This window comes from Thermus arciformis, assembly GCF_900102145.1.
Lineage (GTDB): Bacteria > Deinococcota > Deinococci > Deinococcales > Thermaceae > Thermus > Thermus arciformis.
Genome location: NZ_FNBC01000010.1, coordinates 47,073 through 63,911, shown reverse-complemented (window position 1 = coordinate 63,911; position 16,839 = coordinate 47,073). Strand labels below are relative to the sequence as shown.

16 protein-coding genes and 2 pseudogenes are annotated in these 16,839 nt (G+C 69.5%); 7 read left to right on the top strand and 11 right to left on the bottom strand.

The features are described 5' to 3' along the window. Positions 1–261 (bottom strand): annotated as a pseudogene (locus BLP62_RS05300) (IS982 family transposase); the annotation flags it as partial. Between the two features lie 190 nt (positions 262–451). On the opposite strand from BLP62_RS05300, the gene BLP62_RS05295 reads away from it, so the two are divergent. From BLP62_RS05295 to BLP62_RS05270, 6 genes are read left to right on the top strand one after another with little or no spacing between them, the layout of a single operon-like run. Then, a complete protein-coding gene (locus BLP62_RS05295; RefSeq protein WP_093006590.1) occupies positions 452–868 on the top strand; it encodes a hypothetical protein in 417 nt (138 codons plus the stop codon). Between the two features lie 55 nt (positions 869–923). Next, positions 924–1,934, top strand: a complete 1,011-nt coding sequence (locus tag BLP62_RS05290) for an LptF/LptG family permease (RefSeq protein ID WP_093006588.1) — start codon at positions 924–926, stop codon at positions 1,932–1,934. Further along, entirely contained in the window at positions 1,931–2,974 is a 1,044-nt protein-coding gene (locus BLP62_RS05285) for an LptF/LptG family permease (RefSeq protein WP_093006586.1), read from the top strand. The genes BLP62_RS05290 and BLP62_RS05285 overlap by 4 nt, the downstream gene beginning before the upstream one ends. Then, positions 2,971–5,448 (top strand): LPS-assembly protein LptD, encoded by a 2,478-nt coding sequence (locus BLP62_RS05280; protein ID WP_093006584.1) that lies wholly within the window; start codon positions 2,971–2,973, stop codon positions 5,446–5,448. The genes BLP62_RS05285 and BLP62_RS05280 overlap by 4 nt, the downstream gene beginning before the upstream one ends. After that, positions 5,445–6,425, top strand: a complete 981-nt coding sequence (locus tag BLP62_RS05275; protein WP_093006582.1) for a hypothetical protein — start codon at positions 5,445–5,447, stop codon at positions 6,423–6,425. Before BLP62_RS05280 ends, BLP62_RS05275 begins: the two co-directional genes overlap by 4 nt. Positions 6,426–6,429: 4 nt before the next feature. After that, positions 6,430–7,113, top strand: a complete 684-nt coding sequence (locus BLP62_RS05270) for an SDR family NAD(P)-dependent oxidoreductase (protein ID WP_093006580.1) — start codon at positions 6,430–6,432, stop codon at positions 7,111–7,113. On the opposite strand, the gene BLP62_RS05265 is transcribed toward BLP62_RS05270, so the two are convergent. Genes BLP62_RS05265 through trmB form a run of 9 tightly spaced genes read right to left on the bottom strand, consistent with a single transcriptional unit; the run spans position 7,067 to position 14,831 of the window. Beyond that, positions 7,067–7,405: a VanZ family protein gene (locus BLP62_RS05265; protein ID WP_093006578.1), complete on the bottom strand. Its 339-nt coding sequence runs from the start codon at positions 7,403–7,405 to the stop codon at positions 7,067–7,069. The two genes, BLP62_RS05270 and BLP62_RS05265, sit on opposite strands and share 47 nt — an antisense overlap. Next, complete coding sequence (mce, locus tag BLP62_RS05260; RefSeq protein WP_093006576.1) at positions 7,405–7,797, bottom strand: methylmalonyl-CoA epimerase; 393 nt, start codon at positions 7,795–7,797, stop codon at positions 7,405–7,407. The genes BLP62_RS05265 and mce overlap by 1 nt, the downstream gene beginning before the upstream one ends. Positions 7,798–7,801: 4 nt before the next feature. Continuing rightward, positions 7,802–9,439 carry an FAD-binding dehydrogenase gene (locus BLP62_RS05255; protein WP_093006574.1) on the bottom strand — a complete coding sequence of 546 codons (1,638 nt, stop codon included), beginning with the start codon at positions 9,437–9,439 and terminating at the stop codon, positions 7,802–7,804. A 23-nt stretch (positions 9,440–9,462) separates the two neighbouring features. After that, entirely contained in the window at positions 9,463–10,407 is a 945-nt protein-coding gene (locus BLP62_RS05250; RefSeq protein WP_093006572.1) for a 4Fe-4S binding protein, read from the bottom strand. Continuing rightward, positions 10,407–11,474 (bottom strand): bifunctional 3-deoxy-7-phosphoheptulonate synthase/chorismate mutase, encoded by a 1,068-nt coding sequence (locus tag BLP62_RS05245; protein ID WP_093006570.1) that lies wholly within the window; start codon positions 11,472–11,474, stop codon positions 10,407–10,409. The genes BLP62_RS05250 and BLP62_RS05245 overlap by 1 nt, the downstream gene beginning before the upstream one ends. Positions 11,475–11,507: 33 nt before the next feature. Further along, the gene (tatC, locus tag BLP62_RS05240; RefSeq protein ID WP_093006568.1) at positions 11,508–12,248 is read right to left on the bottom strand and encodes a twin-arginine translocase subunit TatC; all 741 of its coding nucleotides are present in this window, start codon (positions 12,246–12,248) and stop codon (positions 11,508–11,510) included. After that, positions 12,245–12,463, bottom strand: a complete 219-nt coding sequence (locus BLP62_RS05235; RefSeq protein WP_093006566.1) for a Sec-independent protein translocase subunit TatA/TatB — start codon at positions 12,461–12,463, stop codon at positions 12,245–12,247. The genes tatC and BLP62_RS05235 overlap by 4 nt, the downstream gene beginning before the upstream one ends. Positions 12,464–12,508: 45 nt before the next feature. Further along, a complete protein-coding gene (glmU, locus tag BLP62_RS05230) occupies positions 12,509–13,876 on the bottom strand; it encodes a bifunctional UDP-N-acetylglucosamine diphosphorylase/glucosamine-1-phosphate N-acetyltransferase GlmU (protein ID WP_093006564.1) in 1,368 nt (455 codons plus the stop codon). A 4-nt stretch (positions 13,877–13,880) separates the two neighbouring features. Next, positions 13,881–14,831 (bottom strand): tRNA (guanosine(46)-N7)-methyltransferase TrmB, encoded by a 951-nt coding sequence (gene trmB / locus BLP62_RS05225; protein ID WP_093006562.1) that lies wholly within the window; start codon positions 14,829–14,831, stop codon positions 13,881–13,883. Between the two features lie 62 nt (positions 14,832–14,893). Between trmB and BLP62_RS13510 the strand changes: the two are divergent. Next, positions 14,894–15,001: pseudogene (locus BLP62_RS13510) on the top strand (two-component system response regulator); the annotation flags it as partial. 34 nt (positions 15,002–15,035) lie between these two features. On the opposite strand, the gene BLP62_RS05220 reads toward BLP62_RS13510, so the two are convergent. Next, positions 15,036–16,829, bottom strand: a complete 1,794-nt coding sequence (locus BLP62_RS05220; protein ID WP_093006560.1) for a menaquinone biosynthesis decarboxylase — start codon at positions 16,827–16,829, stop codon at positions 15,036–15,038. Positions 16,830–16,839 lie beyond the last annotated feature (10 nt).

The following is a 16,839-nucleotide window of genomic DNA, read 5'->3' as shown; positions in this document are numbered from 1 at the left end:
GTGGAGGAGGGGGAGAAGGAGGGGGTAGAGGGCGTGGAGCCTGCGGTTGAAGCGGCTTGGGGAGGGGACGTGGGTGAAGAGGCCGAGGTCTTTGGCGAGGGCCAGGGCCTTGTTGTGCTTGCCGCCGAACTCTAGGGCGGCAAGGAGGGCGAGGGTGAGGATGGCGGAGGCGGGCGTTTTGGCTTGGGGGTCATCCTTGTAGCCCATGGCTTGCAGGGCGTCGTCTATAATGCAAAAGGCCGCTATGAGACGGGAAAGCATAGCGGCCACTATTTTTTCAGATCCAGGGGATAGGTAGCAACTTGGGTTATTATACCACGGGTTTCGCTCTTGCAAAGGGGTATGCAAAAAACCTCAGGCCCTACGGGGTTTTCCGGCGGCCCCTTGGCCTTTACTGGAACAAATACATTAAATCCGGCGCTATACTGGAACCACGGAAAGGAGGTGCGGCATGGCCCGGTACCTGGTGGTGGCCCACCGCACGGCCAAGAGCCCGGAGCTGGCCGCCAAGCTCAAGGAGCTTTTGGCCCAAGACCCAAAGGCCCGCTTCGTCCTCCTGGTCCCGGCGGTCCCCCCTCCCGGGTGGGTCTACGAGGAGAACGAGGTGCGGCGCCGGGCCGAGGAGGAGGCGGAAGCGGCCAAGCGGGCCCTCGAGGCCCAAGGCATCCCCGTGGAGGAGGCCAAGGCGGGGGACATCTCCCCCCTCCTCGCCATAGAGGAGGAGCTCCTCGCCCACCCCGGGGCCTACCAGGCCATCGTCCTCTCCACCCTGCCCCCAGGGCTTTCCCGGTGGCTTAGGCTGGATGTCCACACCCAGGCGGAGCGCTTCGGCCTCCCGGTGATCCACGTGATCGCCCAGGCCGCCTAAGCCCCCCGCGGCGGGGCTTCCTCGTTTTCTCATCCGCCTTGCGTATACTTCCCCCGTGCTGGGGCGCTACGTCCTCCGGGAGGTCCTCGTCCCTTATCTGGTGGGGGTCCTCCTCTTCGTGGCCCTCCTCACCTTTGACCTCCTCTCCAGCCTCTCCGGGGTGCTCCTGAGCCGGGGGGCGGGGGTGAGGGAGATCGCCTCCCTGATCCTCTACCGCCTTCCCTGGACCCTAAGCCTGGCCCTGCCCTTGGGCCTGGTCTTCGCCATCCTGGTGGGCCTCGCCCGCCTCATCCGCCAGTCGGAGCTGAAGGCGGCCTACGCCGCCGGGGTGCCGCCTTTGGCCCTCCTCCGTCCCCTCCTCCTCCTCTCCCTCCTGGTGGGCCTCCTCAACCTCTACAACCTGGCCGAGCTCAGGCCCAAGGCCCTGGAGGCCTACGACGGGGCCCTCTCCCGCCTCCTCTACGGGGAAGGGACCCCGAGCGGCACCCTCCGGCAACAGCTCTACGCCCTCGAGGGCCTGGGGGTCTACTACGCCGAGGAGGTGCGCCCCGAGGAGGGGCGAAACCGCCTCTTCGGCGTCCGGGTGGTGGACGAGGAGGGCCACATCTACAGCGCCGCCGAAGGGATCTGGGACCGGGAGGGGTGGCGGTTTACGGGGTACGTGCTGGAAGGGGACAGGCCCAAACCCTTCCAAGGCCTCCTCCCCTTCCCCGCCCTCTTCCGCCCCAAGGAGAGCCTGGGCTCCCGGGACCCCTACGACACCAGCACCCTCAGGGAGCTTTGGGCCCGGGGCCAGGTGGAGGCGGGGGCCCGCTTCGCCTTCCACCGCCGCCTGGCCGACGCCCTGGGGGGCTTCCTTTTGGGGGTGAGCGCCGCCCTTTTGGGCCTCTCCCTCAAGGAGGCCTCCTGGGCCTTTTTGGGGGTGGTGCTCCTCATCTTCGGCTACTACGTCCTCTGGACCCTCACGGCCCAGCTCGCCCGCTACGACGTGAGCCCCCTCCTCGCCTACCTCCCCGACCTCTTCTACGGGGCTTTGGCCTCTTTTCTGGCCTGGAGGCTAAGGTGAAGACCCTGGACCGCTACCTCCTGAGGGAAGCCCTGGACCTCTTCGCCGGGGGGCTTGCCGTCTTGGTCCTCCTCTTCCTGGCGGGGGCGGTCTACGAGGTCCTGGCCCCCCTGGTGGCCAAAGGGGCCGACCCCTACACCCTCCTCCTCTACCTCCTCTACCGCACCCCCGAGGCCGTGGTGCGGGGGGCCCCGGTGGCCTACCTCTTCGCCCTCCTCCTCCTCCTCTCCCGCATGGCCGAAGACGCCGAGCTCAAGGCCCTCCTGGCCCTGGGGGTGCGGCGGGAGCGGGTCCTTTGGCCCTTCCTCCTCTTGGGAAGCGGCATCGCCCTCTTCGCCTTCCTCCTGGGGGAGAGCCTGGTGCCCCGGTCCTTGGCCCAGGGGCAGGACCTCCTGAGGCGGCAGGTCCTGGAGCGCCCCCGGGCCCTCCTCACCCCGGGGGCCACCTTTCAGGACGCCAGGGGCCGGGTGGTCTACGTGGGGGAGGTGAAGGGGGAGGAGATCGGGGAGCTCCGGGTGCTCTCCCGGGAGGAGGTCCTCCTGGCCCAAAGGGGGCGCTTCCAGGGAGGGGTCTTGCGGGTGGAGGAGGGCCTAAGGGCCACCTACGAGGGGGACCGCCCCCGCACCCTGACCCGCTTCCAAAGGGGGGAGCTTTACCTCAAGGACCTCACCTTTGAGCCCTGGCAGAACCCGGCGAACCGCATGGGCCTCGCCGAGCTTAGGGAGGAGGTGGCCAGGCTCAGGGCCCTAGGGGTGAAGGCGGGCCTCGAGGCCACCACCTACTACCGCCGCTTCGCCGAGCCCGCCTCGGCCCTGGTCTTCGCCCTCTTCGCCGTGGGCCTCGCCTTCTACCTCCTCGGGGGAAGCCGGAGCCTTGGGCTTGTGGGGGTGGCCGTCCTCACCTTCTTCTACTACGCCACCTGGAGCGTGGGGCGGATCATGGGGGAGCAAAACGCCCTAAACCCCATCCTCGCCGCCTGGGGGCCCAACCTCCTCTACGGGGCCTTGGGCCTTCTCCTCTTCCTGGGAGGGCGCCGGTGAGGTGGCTTCCCCTCCTCCTCCTCCTTCTCCTCCTTCCCGCCCTGGCCCAGGAGCGGGTGATCCGGGTGCTGGAGGCGGAGAGGCTGGAGCTAAGGGAGGAGGGGGGGGAGGAGGTCTTGGTGCTCGTGGGAAGCCCGGTGCGCCTGGAGCGGGACGGGGAGGCCTTGGAGGCGGAGCGGGTGGTCTACCTGCGGGGAAAGAGGCTTCTTTTCTTCTCGGGGAAGGTGCGCTACCGGGACCGGGAGGGGCGCCTCATTGAGGCCGAGGAGCTCCAGGTGGACCTCGAGGACGAGGGCTTTGACGCCCTCGAGGTCCGCATAGAGGCCGAGAACCTCCTCCTCACCGGCCCCCTCTGCCAGCGGGCGGCGGGGGCGATCCTCCTGGAGGAGGGCTACGCCACCCCGTGCGCCTCCTGCGGCCAGGAGGTGCCGGACTACGCCTTCCGCGCCCGGGAAGTGGTCCTCTACCCCGGGGACCGGGTGGTGGCCCGGGACGTGACCCTCCTGGTCCAGGAGAAGCCCGTCCTCACCCTGCCCGTCCTCCTCCTCTACCTCTCGGAGAGGCGGCCCCGCCTCGAGGTGGGCCAGGACGAGGGGGGCCTCTATGTGAAGGCCGACCTCCCCTACGTGGCCGCCTTCGGCCTCGGCTACACCCTCCTCCGCTACTACCAGGGCCGGGGCTACGGCTTCGGCCTGGACCACTACGGCACCGGGGAGGCCAAGGAGCGCTACTTCTTCCTCCACACCCCCCCCGACACCTTCCAGTACCGAGGGGAGTACGGCCTAAAGCGCCAGGAGTTTTCGGTCTCGGCCCTCATAGAGCGGGACGACACCCGGGAGAAGCTCACCCGCTTCCGCCTCGAGGCCCTCCTCCCCGGCACCCCCGCCCCCCAGGACTGGCGCTACGCCTTGCGGCTCGAGGGCTTCCTGGACCACGACCCCTCCACCCCCCCGCCCCGCACCCTCCAGCGCCTCCCCGAGCTGGAGGCGCAAAGCCCCACCCTCCGCCAGGGCCCCTTCAGCCTGCAGGCGGGGCTTCAGCTCGGGCGCTACCTGGCGGAGACCAACCCCCTAAACCGCTCCGCCCGGGCCCTCGGCCCCTACGCCGAGGCGGGCAGGCTTCTCCTCACCCACACGGAAAGCCTCGTCCTCGTCCCCTGGCCCGGGGCCAGCCTCCAGGCGGAAAACCGCTTCCGGGGCTTCTACTACACCACCCAGAACCCCGACGGGGAGCCCGAGCGCCAGGTGGACTGGACCACCCGGGCCGCCCTGCGCCAAACCTTCGGGGGCCTCAGCCTCGAGGCGGGCTACCTGAGGAGCGTCCAGGAGGGGGAAAGCCCCTTCCGCTTTGACGCCTTGCCCCAGCGGAGGACCCACCAGGCCACCTTGGCTCTCGCCTTCCAGGAAAGGCCCCTGGCCCTGAGCCTGAAGGGAGGGTGGGATCTGGAAAAGACGGGCTACCTCCCCCTGGAGGGCGAGGGGAGGCTCCAGGACCAGGGGTACAGCCTCCTCCTCTACCACAAGCGGGGCCTGGAGGAAGGCCCCCTGGAGACCCGCCTGGAGGGTAGCCTCACCCCCTACCCCTTCTCCTTGCGGGCAAGCCTCCGCTACGACCACCCAAAGGCCCTCTTTGACCCCCTCCTCCTCCAGGGGGCCTACGCCCTCCCCGCAGGAAGCCTAAACCTCGCCCACCGCCACGGCCTGAACGGGGAAGGGCCCCTGGAGACGAGCCTCACCCTGGCCTACCGGGAAGGCCAGGAGGCCTACACCCTCCAGGCCCGGAGGGACTGGCCCAAGGACGCCCTCCAGGCCTCGGGGCAGGCCATCTTCGGCCCCCAAAGCCTCTCCCTCCAGGCCACCCTGGACCCCACCGCCCTCGCCTACCAGGCGGGCTTCCGCTCGGGAAGCGCCCCGGGGCCCCTTCTAGACCTCCTCCTCTCCGGGCGGTACCAGGAGGGCTTCCGGGGGACGAACCTCCGCCTCGGCCTCACCCAGGCCCTCCCCGAGGTGGCCTTCCGCCTCACGGCCAACCTCCACCTGCCGGAGGTGGAGGACGGGGGGGTCTACCTCAAGGACCTCGCCTTTAGCGGGGGCCTGGAGCTTTGGCCGCCTTCGCCCCCTGACGCCTCGGGGGAAAACGCCCTCCCCGGGCTTTCCCTCTCGGGAAGCCTCACCTACACCCGAAGGCCCTCAAGCCCCGAAGGCTACGCCCTCGCCCTCCGGAACTTCGGCCCTACCCTCACCTTCCTCGGCCGGGAGAACACCCGGCTCCACCTCGCCGCCCTCCTCAGCCAGAACCTCCCTGGGGAACCCCTAAAGCCCCGCTTCGTCCTGGTCCTGGACCGGTGCTGCTGGGCCATGCGCTTCACCCTGGACGCGGCCAAGAGCGAGGTGCGCCTCGCCTTCCTCTACGGGGGGCAGGCGGCGGAGGTGCTCATGGACGAGGAAGGCGTGCGCTTGGGAGGTCTGCCGTGACGCGGCTTGGGTTTCTCCTCCTTCTCCTCCTCACCGCCTGCACAGGAAGCCAGGAGCCCCCCCTTCCCGCCCTCCTGGCGGCGGGGGGAGAGGACGGGGTACGCTTCTACCGGGCCCAAGACCTCCAAAGGGGGACCGGAACCCTGGTGAAGACGTGGACGACCCCGGGCCTCCAGGACCTGGCCTACAGCCCCACCTTCCAGAAGCTCTACCTCCTCTTCCCCGACCGGGTGGAGGCCTACGACGCCTCGGGCTTCAGCGAAACCTCTGTCCCGAAGGGCACCCCCGCGGACCAGGGCTTGCCCCCAGGGGTGGACTGCACGGGGGGGTACCTCCGCCTCGGGCAAGGCGCCCTCCTCCTCCACTGCCCCGCCGTGGCCCGGGCCTTCCTCTGGCCCTTGGACGGGAGCGGAAACCTGGAGGAGGCCGACCTCACGGGCCTGGACCCCGCCGCCCGCCTCGCCCTCCTCCCCCAGGGGAGCCTGGACCTCCTGGCCTACCTCACCCGAAGCGCCCTAGGCTACCGCCCGGCCCAGGACCCCCAGGGGACCCCTTCCCTGGAAAAGCCCCTTAGCCCCCCCTTGGACGCCGACCCCTTTGACCTCCGGATAGACGCCGCCAGGGGAAGGCTTCTCGGCCTGGGGAGGGCGGGCCTAAAGGCCCGCCTCTACACCCTCCAGGGCGAGGCCCTGGGAAGCCAGGAGGTCCTGGGGGACTTCTTCGGCGCCCCCCGCCTCGCCCTGGACCCGGTTGTGGTCTACGGCCGGGGCTTCCAAGTCCTGGAGCCCAGGGCCTCTTCGGTCCAGGAGGCCTACACCGACTTCGCCGCAGGGGCCGTAGGCCAAGACGGGTACCTGTACCTGGCCTCGGGAAGCCTCCTCTACGTCTACGACCTCGTCCCCTCCCCGCCCCAAAGGGTGGCCACCCCCTCCTTGGGCTTCGCCCCCAAGGCCCTGGCCTTCCTCCCCGTAGAATAGGGGCATGCTCCAAGGGAAGGCCTTTCTCGTCACCGGGGCCGGAGGGGCCCTAAGCCGGGCCCTCATCCCCGCCTTCCACCGGGCGGGGGCCAGGCTCTTCCTCTCCGACCCCCGCCCAGAGCGCATGGAGGAGCGGGCGCAGGCCGTGGGGGCCAAGACCTTCGTGGCCGACCTCACCCGGCTGGAGGACGCCCTGGCCTTGGCCCGCTTCGTGGAGCGGGAAGCCCCCCTTTACGGGGTGGTGCACACCGTGGGGGGCTTCGCCGCCGGGCGGTTTTTGGACGCCGACCCCGGGCTTTACGACTGGATCCTGGACCTGAACCTCCGCACCACCTACAACCTCCTCAGGGCCGTCCTCCCCTACATGGAAAAGCGGGGGGAAGGCTTCTTCGCCGCCTTCGCCGCCGGGCCCGCCTGGACGGGGGCGGGACCGGGAAGGGCCCTCTACACCATGGCCAAGACCGCCCTGGCGAGCCTCCTGAGGTCCTTGCAGGGAGAGGTGGAGGGGGTGCGCTTTTTGGTGGTCTACCCCATGGGCACCCTGGACACCGAGGCCAACCGCAAGGCCATGCCCGAGGCGGATTTCTCCCGCTGGATCGCCCCCGAGCTCGTGGCCAGGGCGGTGGTGGAGGCGGCGGGGGCTAGGGGCGGGAGGCTTCTTGAGCTTCCCATCTACCCGCCCCTCTAGCCCCCGCGTAAGCCCCGAGGAAGTCGGCCACCAGGTCCAGGCCGAAGGCCTCCCGCCCGGGCACAAGGCTTTGGTGCGCCTCGTCCACCACCCCGTAAAAGGCGGCGAGGAGGAAGGCGGGGAGGAACCGCCCAAGGCCCCGCCGCCAAAGGGCCCCGAGGAGGGCGTAGGCGAGGAAGTGGGCGAGCTTGTCCCAAGGATGGGGAAGCCCGGCGCCCGTGGCGGGCCTGTCGGAAAACCACCAGAGGACCCCCATCCACAGGAGGGCGAGGAGAAGGTAAAAGGGGCGCACTAGACTTCCACCAGCTCCCAGAGCACCCCGAGGCCGAAGCTTGGGTGGAGGAAGGCCACCCGGTGCCCCCCGAAGCCGGGCCTGGGGGCCTCATCTATAAGCCTCGCCCCTTCCGCCCTAAGCCGGGCGAGGTCCTCCTCTATCCGGGGCGTGGCGAAGGCCAGGTGGTGGAGGCCGGGGCCCCTTTTGGCGAGGAAGCGGCCCACGGGGGTCTCGGGGCCCAAGGGGGAAAGGAGCTCAAGGAGGGCTTCCCCCTCGCCCTGAAGCAGGGCCACCCGCACCCCCTGGTGGGCCACCTCCCCTTCCGCCACCACCCGGAAGCCTAGGCTTTGGTAGCGGGCCTTGGCCTCCTCCAGGTCCTCCACGGCGATGCCCACGTGGTGGAGCCGCATGGGGCTATTCTAGCCCTTCCAGGACCCCCTTGGCCGCCTGGAGCCCGCTGAAGAGGCACCCCCCCAGGAAGGTGCCCTCGAGGGCCTTGTACCCGTGGAAGGCCCCGCCCCCAAACCCCGCCGCCTCCCCCACGGCGAAAAGGCCCGGCAAGGGCTCTCCCGAGGGCCTAAGGGCCCTCCCCTTGAGGTCCGTCTGGATTCCCCCCAGGGTCTTGCGGGTGAGGGTCCAAAGCCTCACCGCCACCAAGGGCCCCTTTCCCGCGAGGAAGGGGTGGGGCTTGGCCACGCGGAAAAGTCGGTCCCCCACATAGCGGCGGAAGGCGTGGACCATGAGGACCTGGCCGTCCTTGGCGAAGGGGTTGAGGAGTTCCCGGTCCCGGGCCCTCACCTCCCGCTCCAGCCTCCCCGGGTCCAGGACCCCGGGGGCCAGGGCCTCCATCTTGCGCATGAGCTCGGAGAGGTCCTGGGCCACGAGGAAGTCCTTCCCCCGCTCCAAGAAGGCCCGGACGGGGGCCGCGGAGCCCAGGAGGCGGTTGCTCACCACGCCGAGCCAGCTTTTCCCCGTGAGGTCCGGGTTCTGCTCCGAGCCCGAGAGGGCGAACTCTCTCTTCAGGGTGGGGAGGTCCAGGATGAACCAACTCCAGTCAAAACCGGTATTCCTCAGGTAGCGCAGGCTCTCCAAGGCGTCAAAGCCGGGAAAAAGGGGCGGGGGAAGCCTCTTCCCCGTGACGTCCACCCAGAGGGGGGAGGGCCCGGGGAGGATGCGGATCCCGTGGCCCGTCCAGATGGGGGTGTGGTTCTCCACCCCCTCGGGGTAGTGCCACATCCGGTCCAGGTTCACCAGGCGGGCCCCCGCCCGCTCGGCGAGGAAGAGGCCGCTTCCGTCCACGTGGTCGGGAACGCCGGAGAGCATTTTCTCCGGGGGCCTTCCCATGCGCGCTGGCCAAAAGCGCCGCACCAGGTCCAGGTTGGCCCCGATCCCTCCCGTGGCCAGGACCACCGCCTGGGCCAAGAAGCGGAAGCCCCCCACCGCCTTGCGGCCCGTGGGCGCCCCCCGGGGCTTGGGATCCTCCTCCAGGACCACCCCGGCCACCCCCACCGCCTTCTCCCCCTCCACCAGGACCTCCTCCACCCGGTGGCGGAGGAGGACCCGGAGGGTGCCCTCCGCCTTAAGGGCCTCCACCTTGCGGAGAAAAGGGGCTAAAAGCCCAGGCCCCGTCCCCCAGACGATGTGGAAGCGGGGGACGGAGTTCCCGTGGCCCGTGGCCAGGCCCCCGCCCCGCTCCGCCCAACCCACCACCGGGAAGAAGCGCACCCCCAAGGAGGCGAGCCAGGCCCGCTTCTCCCCCGCAGCGAACTCCAGGTAGGCCTCGGCGAACCGCCTTCCCCAATAGTCCTCCTCTCGGTCGTAGCCCGCCGCCCCCATCCAGTCCTGGAAGGCGAGCTCCACCGAGTCCCGGACCCCCAGGCGCCTTTGCTCGGGGGAGTCCACCAGGAAAAGCCCCCCGAAGGACCAGAAGGCCTGCCCGCCGAGGTAAGGCTCCTGCTCCAGGAGGAGGACCCGCTTGCCCCTTTGGGCCACCTCCGTGGCCACCACAAGGCCAGAAAGGCCCCCGCCCACCACCACGAGGTCGGCGTCCATAGGTTGGGGACATTATACCCGGTTCAAAGGTCGTACCAAGGGGGCTTGCCCCGGAAGAGCTCCAGCTCCTGCCCCACCTCCTCCTTAGGGGCTTCCTCCAGCCGGATCACCTGGGGCGGGCAGCTTTCCACGCAGGCCCCGCACCCCGTGCAGGCCGCCACCTGGAGGTAGAGGACGTACTCCTCCCCCTCCCTCACCCGCCTCACCGCCTCCGTGGGGCAGACGTTGGTGCAGACGGGGCAGAGGGTGCACCCCTCCTCCACCCGGATCCGGGGCCAGCGGACCTCCGGGGCCCGGCTTGCGGCGAGGCGCCTAAGGCGGAGCTCGGCGGGAAGCTCCCCCTCCTTCTCTTCGGAAACGGCGAGGGGAAGCTCGGGGACGAGGTCGGCGGCGGTGCGCTTGGCGCTTCCCAGGAGGGCCTGGAAAAGCTCCCGCCTTCCCACCCTCTCCCCTGGGAGTTCTCCCTCCACCACCTCCACCTCCACGGGGAAGTAGCGCCTCGCCTCCTCGGCCATCCGCGCGAGGCGCTCGGGGACCTCCGGCCCCCCGATCCGGCAGGCCCCGCACGCCCCCCGGGCGAGGACCACCTTGCCGAAGCGGCTTCCCGCCTCGGCCAATAGCCCCGGGGTGAGGCGGCCCAGGCACAGCACCTCCTCCCCCTTCCCCTCGGCCTTGGAGCACCTAAGCTTCCCCTTTCCCCGGATCAGGGCCTCCTGGATGCCCCCCAAGGGGTACTCCAGGGCGAGGCCGGGGCAGACCCCGGTGCAGAGGCCGCACCCCGTGCACAAGACCTCGTCCAGCTCCACCCGCCACCCCTCGAGACGCACCGCCCCCTTGGGGCAGACCCCATAGCACCTGTCGCACCCCCCCACGCTGTTCTTGTAGAGGAGGCAGCGGGCCTCGGTGTAGCGGGGCCTCGGGTCCGTGGCCTTGAGGAAGGCGTTCAGGAGGTTGTCCAAAAGGCCCATTACCCCTCGGGGAGGAGGTCCCTTATGGCCTCCAGGAAGCGCGCGAACTGGGCGAAGTCCATCTGCTGCTGGTTGTCGGAGAGGGCCACCTTGGGGTTGGGGTGGACCTCCACGTGCACCCCGTCCGCCCCCACGGCCAAGGCGGCGCGGGCCAGGGGGGCGAGGAGGTCCGTGCGCCCGGCGGCATGGGTCACGTCCACGACCACGGGGAGGTGGGTCTCCTGCTTGGCGAGGGCCACGGCGGAGAGGTCCAGGGTGTTCCGGGTCCAGCGCTCAAAGGTGCGGATCCCCCTCTCCGCCAGGATCACCTGCTCGTTCCCCTGGGCGAGGATGTACTCGGCGGCGTAGAACCACTCCTCCATGGTGGCGGAAAGCCCCCGCTTTAAGAGGACGGGGCGCCGGGCCTTCCCCACCTCCTTGAGGAGGGCGAAGTTCTGCATGTTCCGGGCCCCGATCTGGAGGATGTCGGCGTACTCCGCCACCACCTCCACGTCCCGGGTGTCCATGACCTCGGTGACGAAGACCATGCCGAAGGCGTCCGCCGCCTTGCGGCCAAGCTTAAGCCCCTCCACCCCGAGGCCCTGGAAGCCGTAGGGGCTCGTCCTGGGCTTGAAGGCCCCGCCCCGCAAGACCCTCACCCCCCGGGCCGCGAGGAAGCGGGCGGTTTCCATCATCTGCTCCTCGCTCTCAATGGAGCAGGGCCCGGCGATGAGGAGGGGCTTTTCCCCAAAGACCACGTCCTTGACCCGCACCCTCGTGGGCTCGGGCTTGTGCTTCCTGGAGTAGAGGAACTTCTTCTGGTCCTGGCGCTCCTCGAGGTCCAGGCTCGCCTGGAAGATCTCCTTGAAGAGCTTCCTTATGGTCTCGTCGGGGAAGGGCCCGGGGTTTTCCGCGGTGAGGTAGGCCAGCATCTCCTCCTCCCGCTTAGGGTCGTAGTGGGGGAAGCCGAGCTCCGTCTGGATGCGGCCGATCTCCTGCACCAGCCTCCCCCTCTCGGAGAGGAGGCGCAGGAGCTCCCGGTTCACCCGGTCCACCTCTTTGCGGAGGGCCAGGATGCGCTCGTCCATGGGCTATTTTAGGGGGCAAAGCCCCTTAGGGTGTCAAGCGGCCTCCTGGGGCCTTTGCCTTTCCGCCAGGCGGGCCACCAGGACGGAAACCCAGTAGAGCACGAGGAGGGGCCCGGTGACGATGGCGAGGGAGACCACGTCCACCGTGGGGGTGATGACCGCGGCCAGGGCGAGGAGGAGGACCACGGCGATGCGCCAGTTGCGGGCGAGGAAGGCCGAGGAGAGGATCCCCAGGCGGGCCAGGAGGTAGCTCACCACCGGCATCTCAAAGACCAGACCCATGACGGACATCATCATAAGCACCTGGCCCATGTAGCGGCCGATGGAGATCTGGGGGGTGATCACGTCCCCCAAGAAGCCCAGGAGGAAGGGGATGGCGAAGGGCAGGAAGCCGTAGTAGGCGAAAAGGGCTCCCAGGGCGAAGCTGAACCCCGCCCCCAGGAGGAAGGGCACGGCCAGGCGCTTTTCGTGCTCGTAGAGCCCGGGGGCGATGAAGGCCCAGACCTGGTAGACGATGAAGGGGAGGGCGAGCACAAGCCCCCCGAAGGCCGCCACCTTCAGGGAGACGAGGAAGGGCTCGGTGATGTCCAGGACGATGAGGTTCACCTGGATGCCGTTCTGCTTGGCCGCCAGGTCCAAGGGCCGCCTCAGCCACTCCAAAAGCTGGACCCTGAAGGTCCAGGCCACCCCCGTGCCCACGGCCCAGGCCAGGAGGGACCAGAGGATGCGGGCGCGGAGCTCCTCGAGGTGCTCTACCAGGGGGGCTTCCTTCAAGCCTTGGGCTCCTCCTGGGGCTTAGGCCCCGGCGCAGGCTTCTCGTCCCTCACCTCCACGCTCTTCTCCAGCTCCTCGCGGATCTCCTGGGCCCCCCGCTTGAACTCGCGGATGCTCTGGCCCAAGGAGCGGCCGAGCTCGGGGAGCTTCTTGGGCCCGAAGATGAGGAGGGCCACCACCAGGATCACCAGGATTTCCGGCATGCCCAGGTTCATGCCCTTCAGTCTACCACCCGGGGGATGAAGGGAGGGTGAAACGGCCTACCCCTCCTCCTCCCCGAGCTTTCTCAGGGCGTAGCCCTCGAGGTTCTTCTGCCTCCCCCGGGCCACGGCCAAGGCCCCCTCGGGCACGTCCTGGGTGATGACGCTCCCCGCCCCCACCAAAGCGCGCTCCCCCACCCGCACCGGGGCCACCAGGACGCTGTTGGAGCCGATGAAGGCCCTTTTGCCGATCTCCGTCTTGTGCTTCCTTTTGCCGTCGTAGTTCGCGGTGATGACCCCGGCCCCGATGTTCGCCCCCTCCCCCACCTCGGCGTCCCCCAGGTAGGCGAGGTGGCCCGCCTTCACCCCCTTGTGGAGGAGGCTATTCTTCACCTCCACGAAGTTCCCCACGTGGACCTCCTCCATGAGGACCGCCCCCGGGCGGAGCCTGGCGAAGGGCCCGGCGGAGGCCCCGGGGTGGAGGTGGGCCCCCTGGGCCACGGTGTGGGCGAGGACCCTGGCCCCGGGTTCCAGCACCGTGTCCTCGAGGACGGCGTAAGGCCCCACCTCGCACCCCTCGCCGATCCGGGTCCTCCCCTTGAGGACCGCCCCGGGCCAGAGGGTGACGTCAGGGGCGAGCTCCACGGAAGGCTCCAGGTAGATGGTCTCGGGGAGGACCATCCGCACCCCCTTCCCCATCCACTCGGCGCGAAGCCGCCCAAGGAGCACCCCCTCCACCCGGGCGAGCTCCTCCCGGGTGTTCACGCCAAGGGCCTCCTCCGCCACCCCCCGCACCGCCACCACCTTCTTGCCGTGGGCGCGGTAGATGGCCACGAGGTCCGGGAGGTAGTACTCCCGGGCGGCGTTTTCGTTCCTCACTTCTTTAAGGGCCTGGAAGAGGAGGCCGTCAAAGGCGTAGGCCCCGGCGTTTACCTCCCGGATGGCCCGGACCTCAGGAGGCGCGTCCTTCTCCTCCACGTTCCCCAAGACCTCCTCCCCCTCGCGGAGGATGCGGCCGTAGCCTGTGGGATCAGGGAGCTCCACGGTGAGGAGGGCCATCCCCGCCCCCTCCCGCACCCTCTGGAGGAGGGCCTCGAGGGTCTTCGGGGAAAGGAGGGGGGTGTCCCCCTGGGTCACGAGGAAGGGCCCGGGGAAGCCCCGGAGGAGGCCTTCCGCCTGGAGAAGGGCGTGGGCGGTGCCGAGCTGTTCCTTTTGCCACGCCACCTCCACGGGGTGGCCCTTTAGGGCCTCGGCCACGGCCTCCCCCCCGTGGCCCACCACCACCACGAGCCTTTCCGGCTTGAGGGCCAAGGCGGTCTCCACCGCGTAGAGGAGCATGGGCTTCCCCAAAAGGGGGTGGAGCACTTTGGGCAGGCGGGAGCGCATCCTCGTCCCCTGCCCCGCGGCCAGGATCACGTGGGCGTGCATAAGGCTATCTTAGCCCCTCCCCGGTGTGGTCCTGGGCCACCTCAAGCCCGAGGGTTTCCAGAAAGCGCGCCAAGGCCGCCACCGCCCCCTTGACCCCCTCGGTGATGAGGGGGCTCCCGAAGCGGCTCACCCCGGCGTAGACCCCGCGGGCGCTTCTGCGCACCTCCAGGAGGAGGTCCTGGGTGAGGTCCTCCTCCTCCAGGTGGGTGAGGACGTAAAACCCCTCCTTCCCCCGGGCCACCTCCAAAAAGACGGCCACACCCCCGGGAACGGGCACCGGGGTCTTCTCCAGGGAAAGGGTTTCCGGGAGCTCTCCTTTGAGCAGGGCGTGGGCCACAGCGTACCTCCTTATGGGGGGCCAAGGGGTGGGGTCCTCGGCCACCTTGGTGAAGACCGCGTGGAAGAAGGCCCTTCCCGCCTCCTTCCACTTGAGGGCGTACTTGGTCTTCAGGTGGGCCTCGGGGGGTGGCCCCACCTCTATGCGGTAGAGCCCGGTGCGCTCCGCTTCCTCCAGGGCGAAGCCGAAATACTCCTCGTGGTCCGTGGTGAGGAGGAGAGCCCCCCCTTCCCCAAGCCTCGTGGAAAGCCTCCGGAAAAAGGCCTCCTGGAGGAGGCGCCTTCCCTGGTGGCGCTTCTTGGGCCAGGGGTCGGGGAAGTTCACGATGACCCGGTGGAGGCTCCCTGGGGGCACCAGGTTCCTGAGGGCGAAAGGCCCCTCCCCGTGGTAGAGGCGGACGTTTTCCACCCCCTCCCGCTTCATCCGCCGGTAGGCCCTAAGGACGCTCGCCGCGGAGACCTCCGCCCCCAGGACGAGCCAGTCGGGGTGCTCCTTGGCAAGCCCCGCGGTGAAGCGCCCGTCCCCGAAGCCGATCTCCAGCACCAAAGGGCCTTCCCGCCCGAAGAGGTCCTTTAGGGCCGGGGGCCAGGCGGGCAGGAGGGCGGGGCACACCAGCACGAGGAGGGATTATAGGGAGTTTTCACACCCTTTTCAAAGGGGGGGCGTACCTTGCGTTTTACGAGGTGCGCCTAAAGGGCACAGAAGCGGGGGCCGACGACTTCCTCAACCGGCCCGTGGACCTCGCCGAGCTCCGCCTCCGGGTGAAGGGGCATTTGGAGCGGGTGCGGGCCTTCCGGTCGGGGCTTTTGCGAAACCGCCTCCTCAGGGCCTGAAGCCGTACTCCTCCCAGCGGGCGTCCACCAGGGCCTTCACCCTGGGGTCCATCCGGACCCTCTCGGGCCAGACCCTTTGGAAACCCTCCTCGGGGAGCTTCCGCGTGCCGTCCAGGACCAAAACCGGCCCCTCCACCCCCGGCATCACCCGGGCGTCCCGCTCGGGGTCTATGTTGTTGAGGACGTACCAGAGGAGTTCCTCTGGGGTGAGGGCCGTGTCCTCGTCGGCGAGGAGAAGGAGCCGGATCCCGGCGCTTTGCGGGGTGCCGAGGAGCCTCTCCGCCACCTCCCAGGCCTGGTGGGGGCGGCGCTTCGCCAGCACCACCCCCCAGAGGCCCGGCCACTGCCTCTGGGCCAGGACCTCGGGGTCTTCGGGAAGCGTGGGGTGGGCCTTGGGAATAAAGGGCGCCTCTCCCCCCTCCTCGGGAAGCTTCCGCGTGCCGTCAATGACGAGCTTCCCCCCGAAGGCGAAGGCCCGGGAGCTGTGGTCCAGGACGTCCACGGGGCCCCTTAGGAGGAGGGTGTCCCGCCCGGGAAGGGCGTGCTTGAGGGCCTCAAGCAGGGCAGCAAACCCGGGCTTGACCGGGACGTCCGCGTCCACGGCCACGAGGACCTTGGCGAACATCATCTGCCCCAGGCCCAGCATCCCGTAGGCCACCTTGTAGGCCTGCCCCGGGTACTCCTTGCGCAAAGCCACGTTCACCCAGTTGTGGGCCACCCCCTCGGGGGGCATGTGGTAGTCCACCACCTCGGGGAGCACCAGGCGGAGGGCGGGGAGGAAGAGCCTCTCCGTGGCCTCAATGAGGTAGGCGTCCTCCATGGGGGGAACGCCCACGAGGGTGGCGGGGTAGATGGCCCCCTTCCGGTGGGTAAGGGCGGTCACGTGGAAGCGGGGGTAGAGGTCCACGGGGGTGTAGAAGCCCGTGTGGTCGCCAAAAGGCCCCTCCTCCACCAGGGGCTCCTCGGGGTCAATGTAGCCCTCGAGGACGAACTCCGCCTCCGCGGGCACGGGGAGGTCCACGGTCACCCCCTTGGCGAGCTCAATGGGGGCTCCCCGGAGGAAGCCCGCCAGGTGGAACTCGCTCACCCCCGGCAAGGGAGGGAGGGGCGCGGTGGCGGCGTAGGTGAGGACCGGGTCCCCCCCCAGGGCCACGGCCACCTCCAGCCTCCTCCCCAGCCTCTTCGCCTTCTCCAGGTGGCGGCGGCCCACCTTGTGCCATTGCCAGTGCATGGCGGTGCTCCTTTTGTCCAGGACCTGCATGCGGTACATGCCGAGGTTGAGCTCCCCGGTCTCGGGGTCCTTGGTGATGACGAGGGGCAGGGTGAGGAAGGGCCCCCCGTCCAGGGGCCAGGTCTTGAGGACGGGAAGGCGGAAGAGGTCCACCTCCTCCCCCCGCCACACCACCTCCTGCACCGGGGCCTTCCGCACCCGCCTGGGGAAGAAGCCCCGAAGGAGGGGAAGCTTGGGGAGGAGGCCCAGGAGGGCGGAAAGCCCCCCCTTCCCCGGCTCCAGGGCGAGGAGGCGCTCCACCTTCCCCGAAAGCTCGTCCAGGTCCTCCACCCCTAGGGCGAAGGCCGTGCGCGCCCTCGTGCCGAAAAGCCCGATGGCCACGGGGAAGTCCTTCCCCACCACCCGCTCAAAGAGGAGGGCGGGGCCTTCCCCTTTCACCACCCGGTCCGCGATCTCGGCGATCTCCAGCTCGGCGCTCACCGGGACCCTCACCCGGTGGAGCTCCCCCCGGCGTTCCAAGGCCTCGAGGTAGGCCCTGAGGTTCCTAAACACGCCTAAGCTT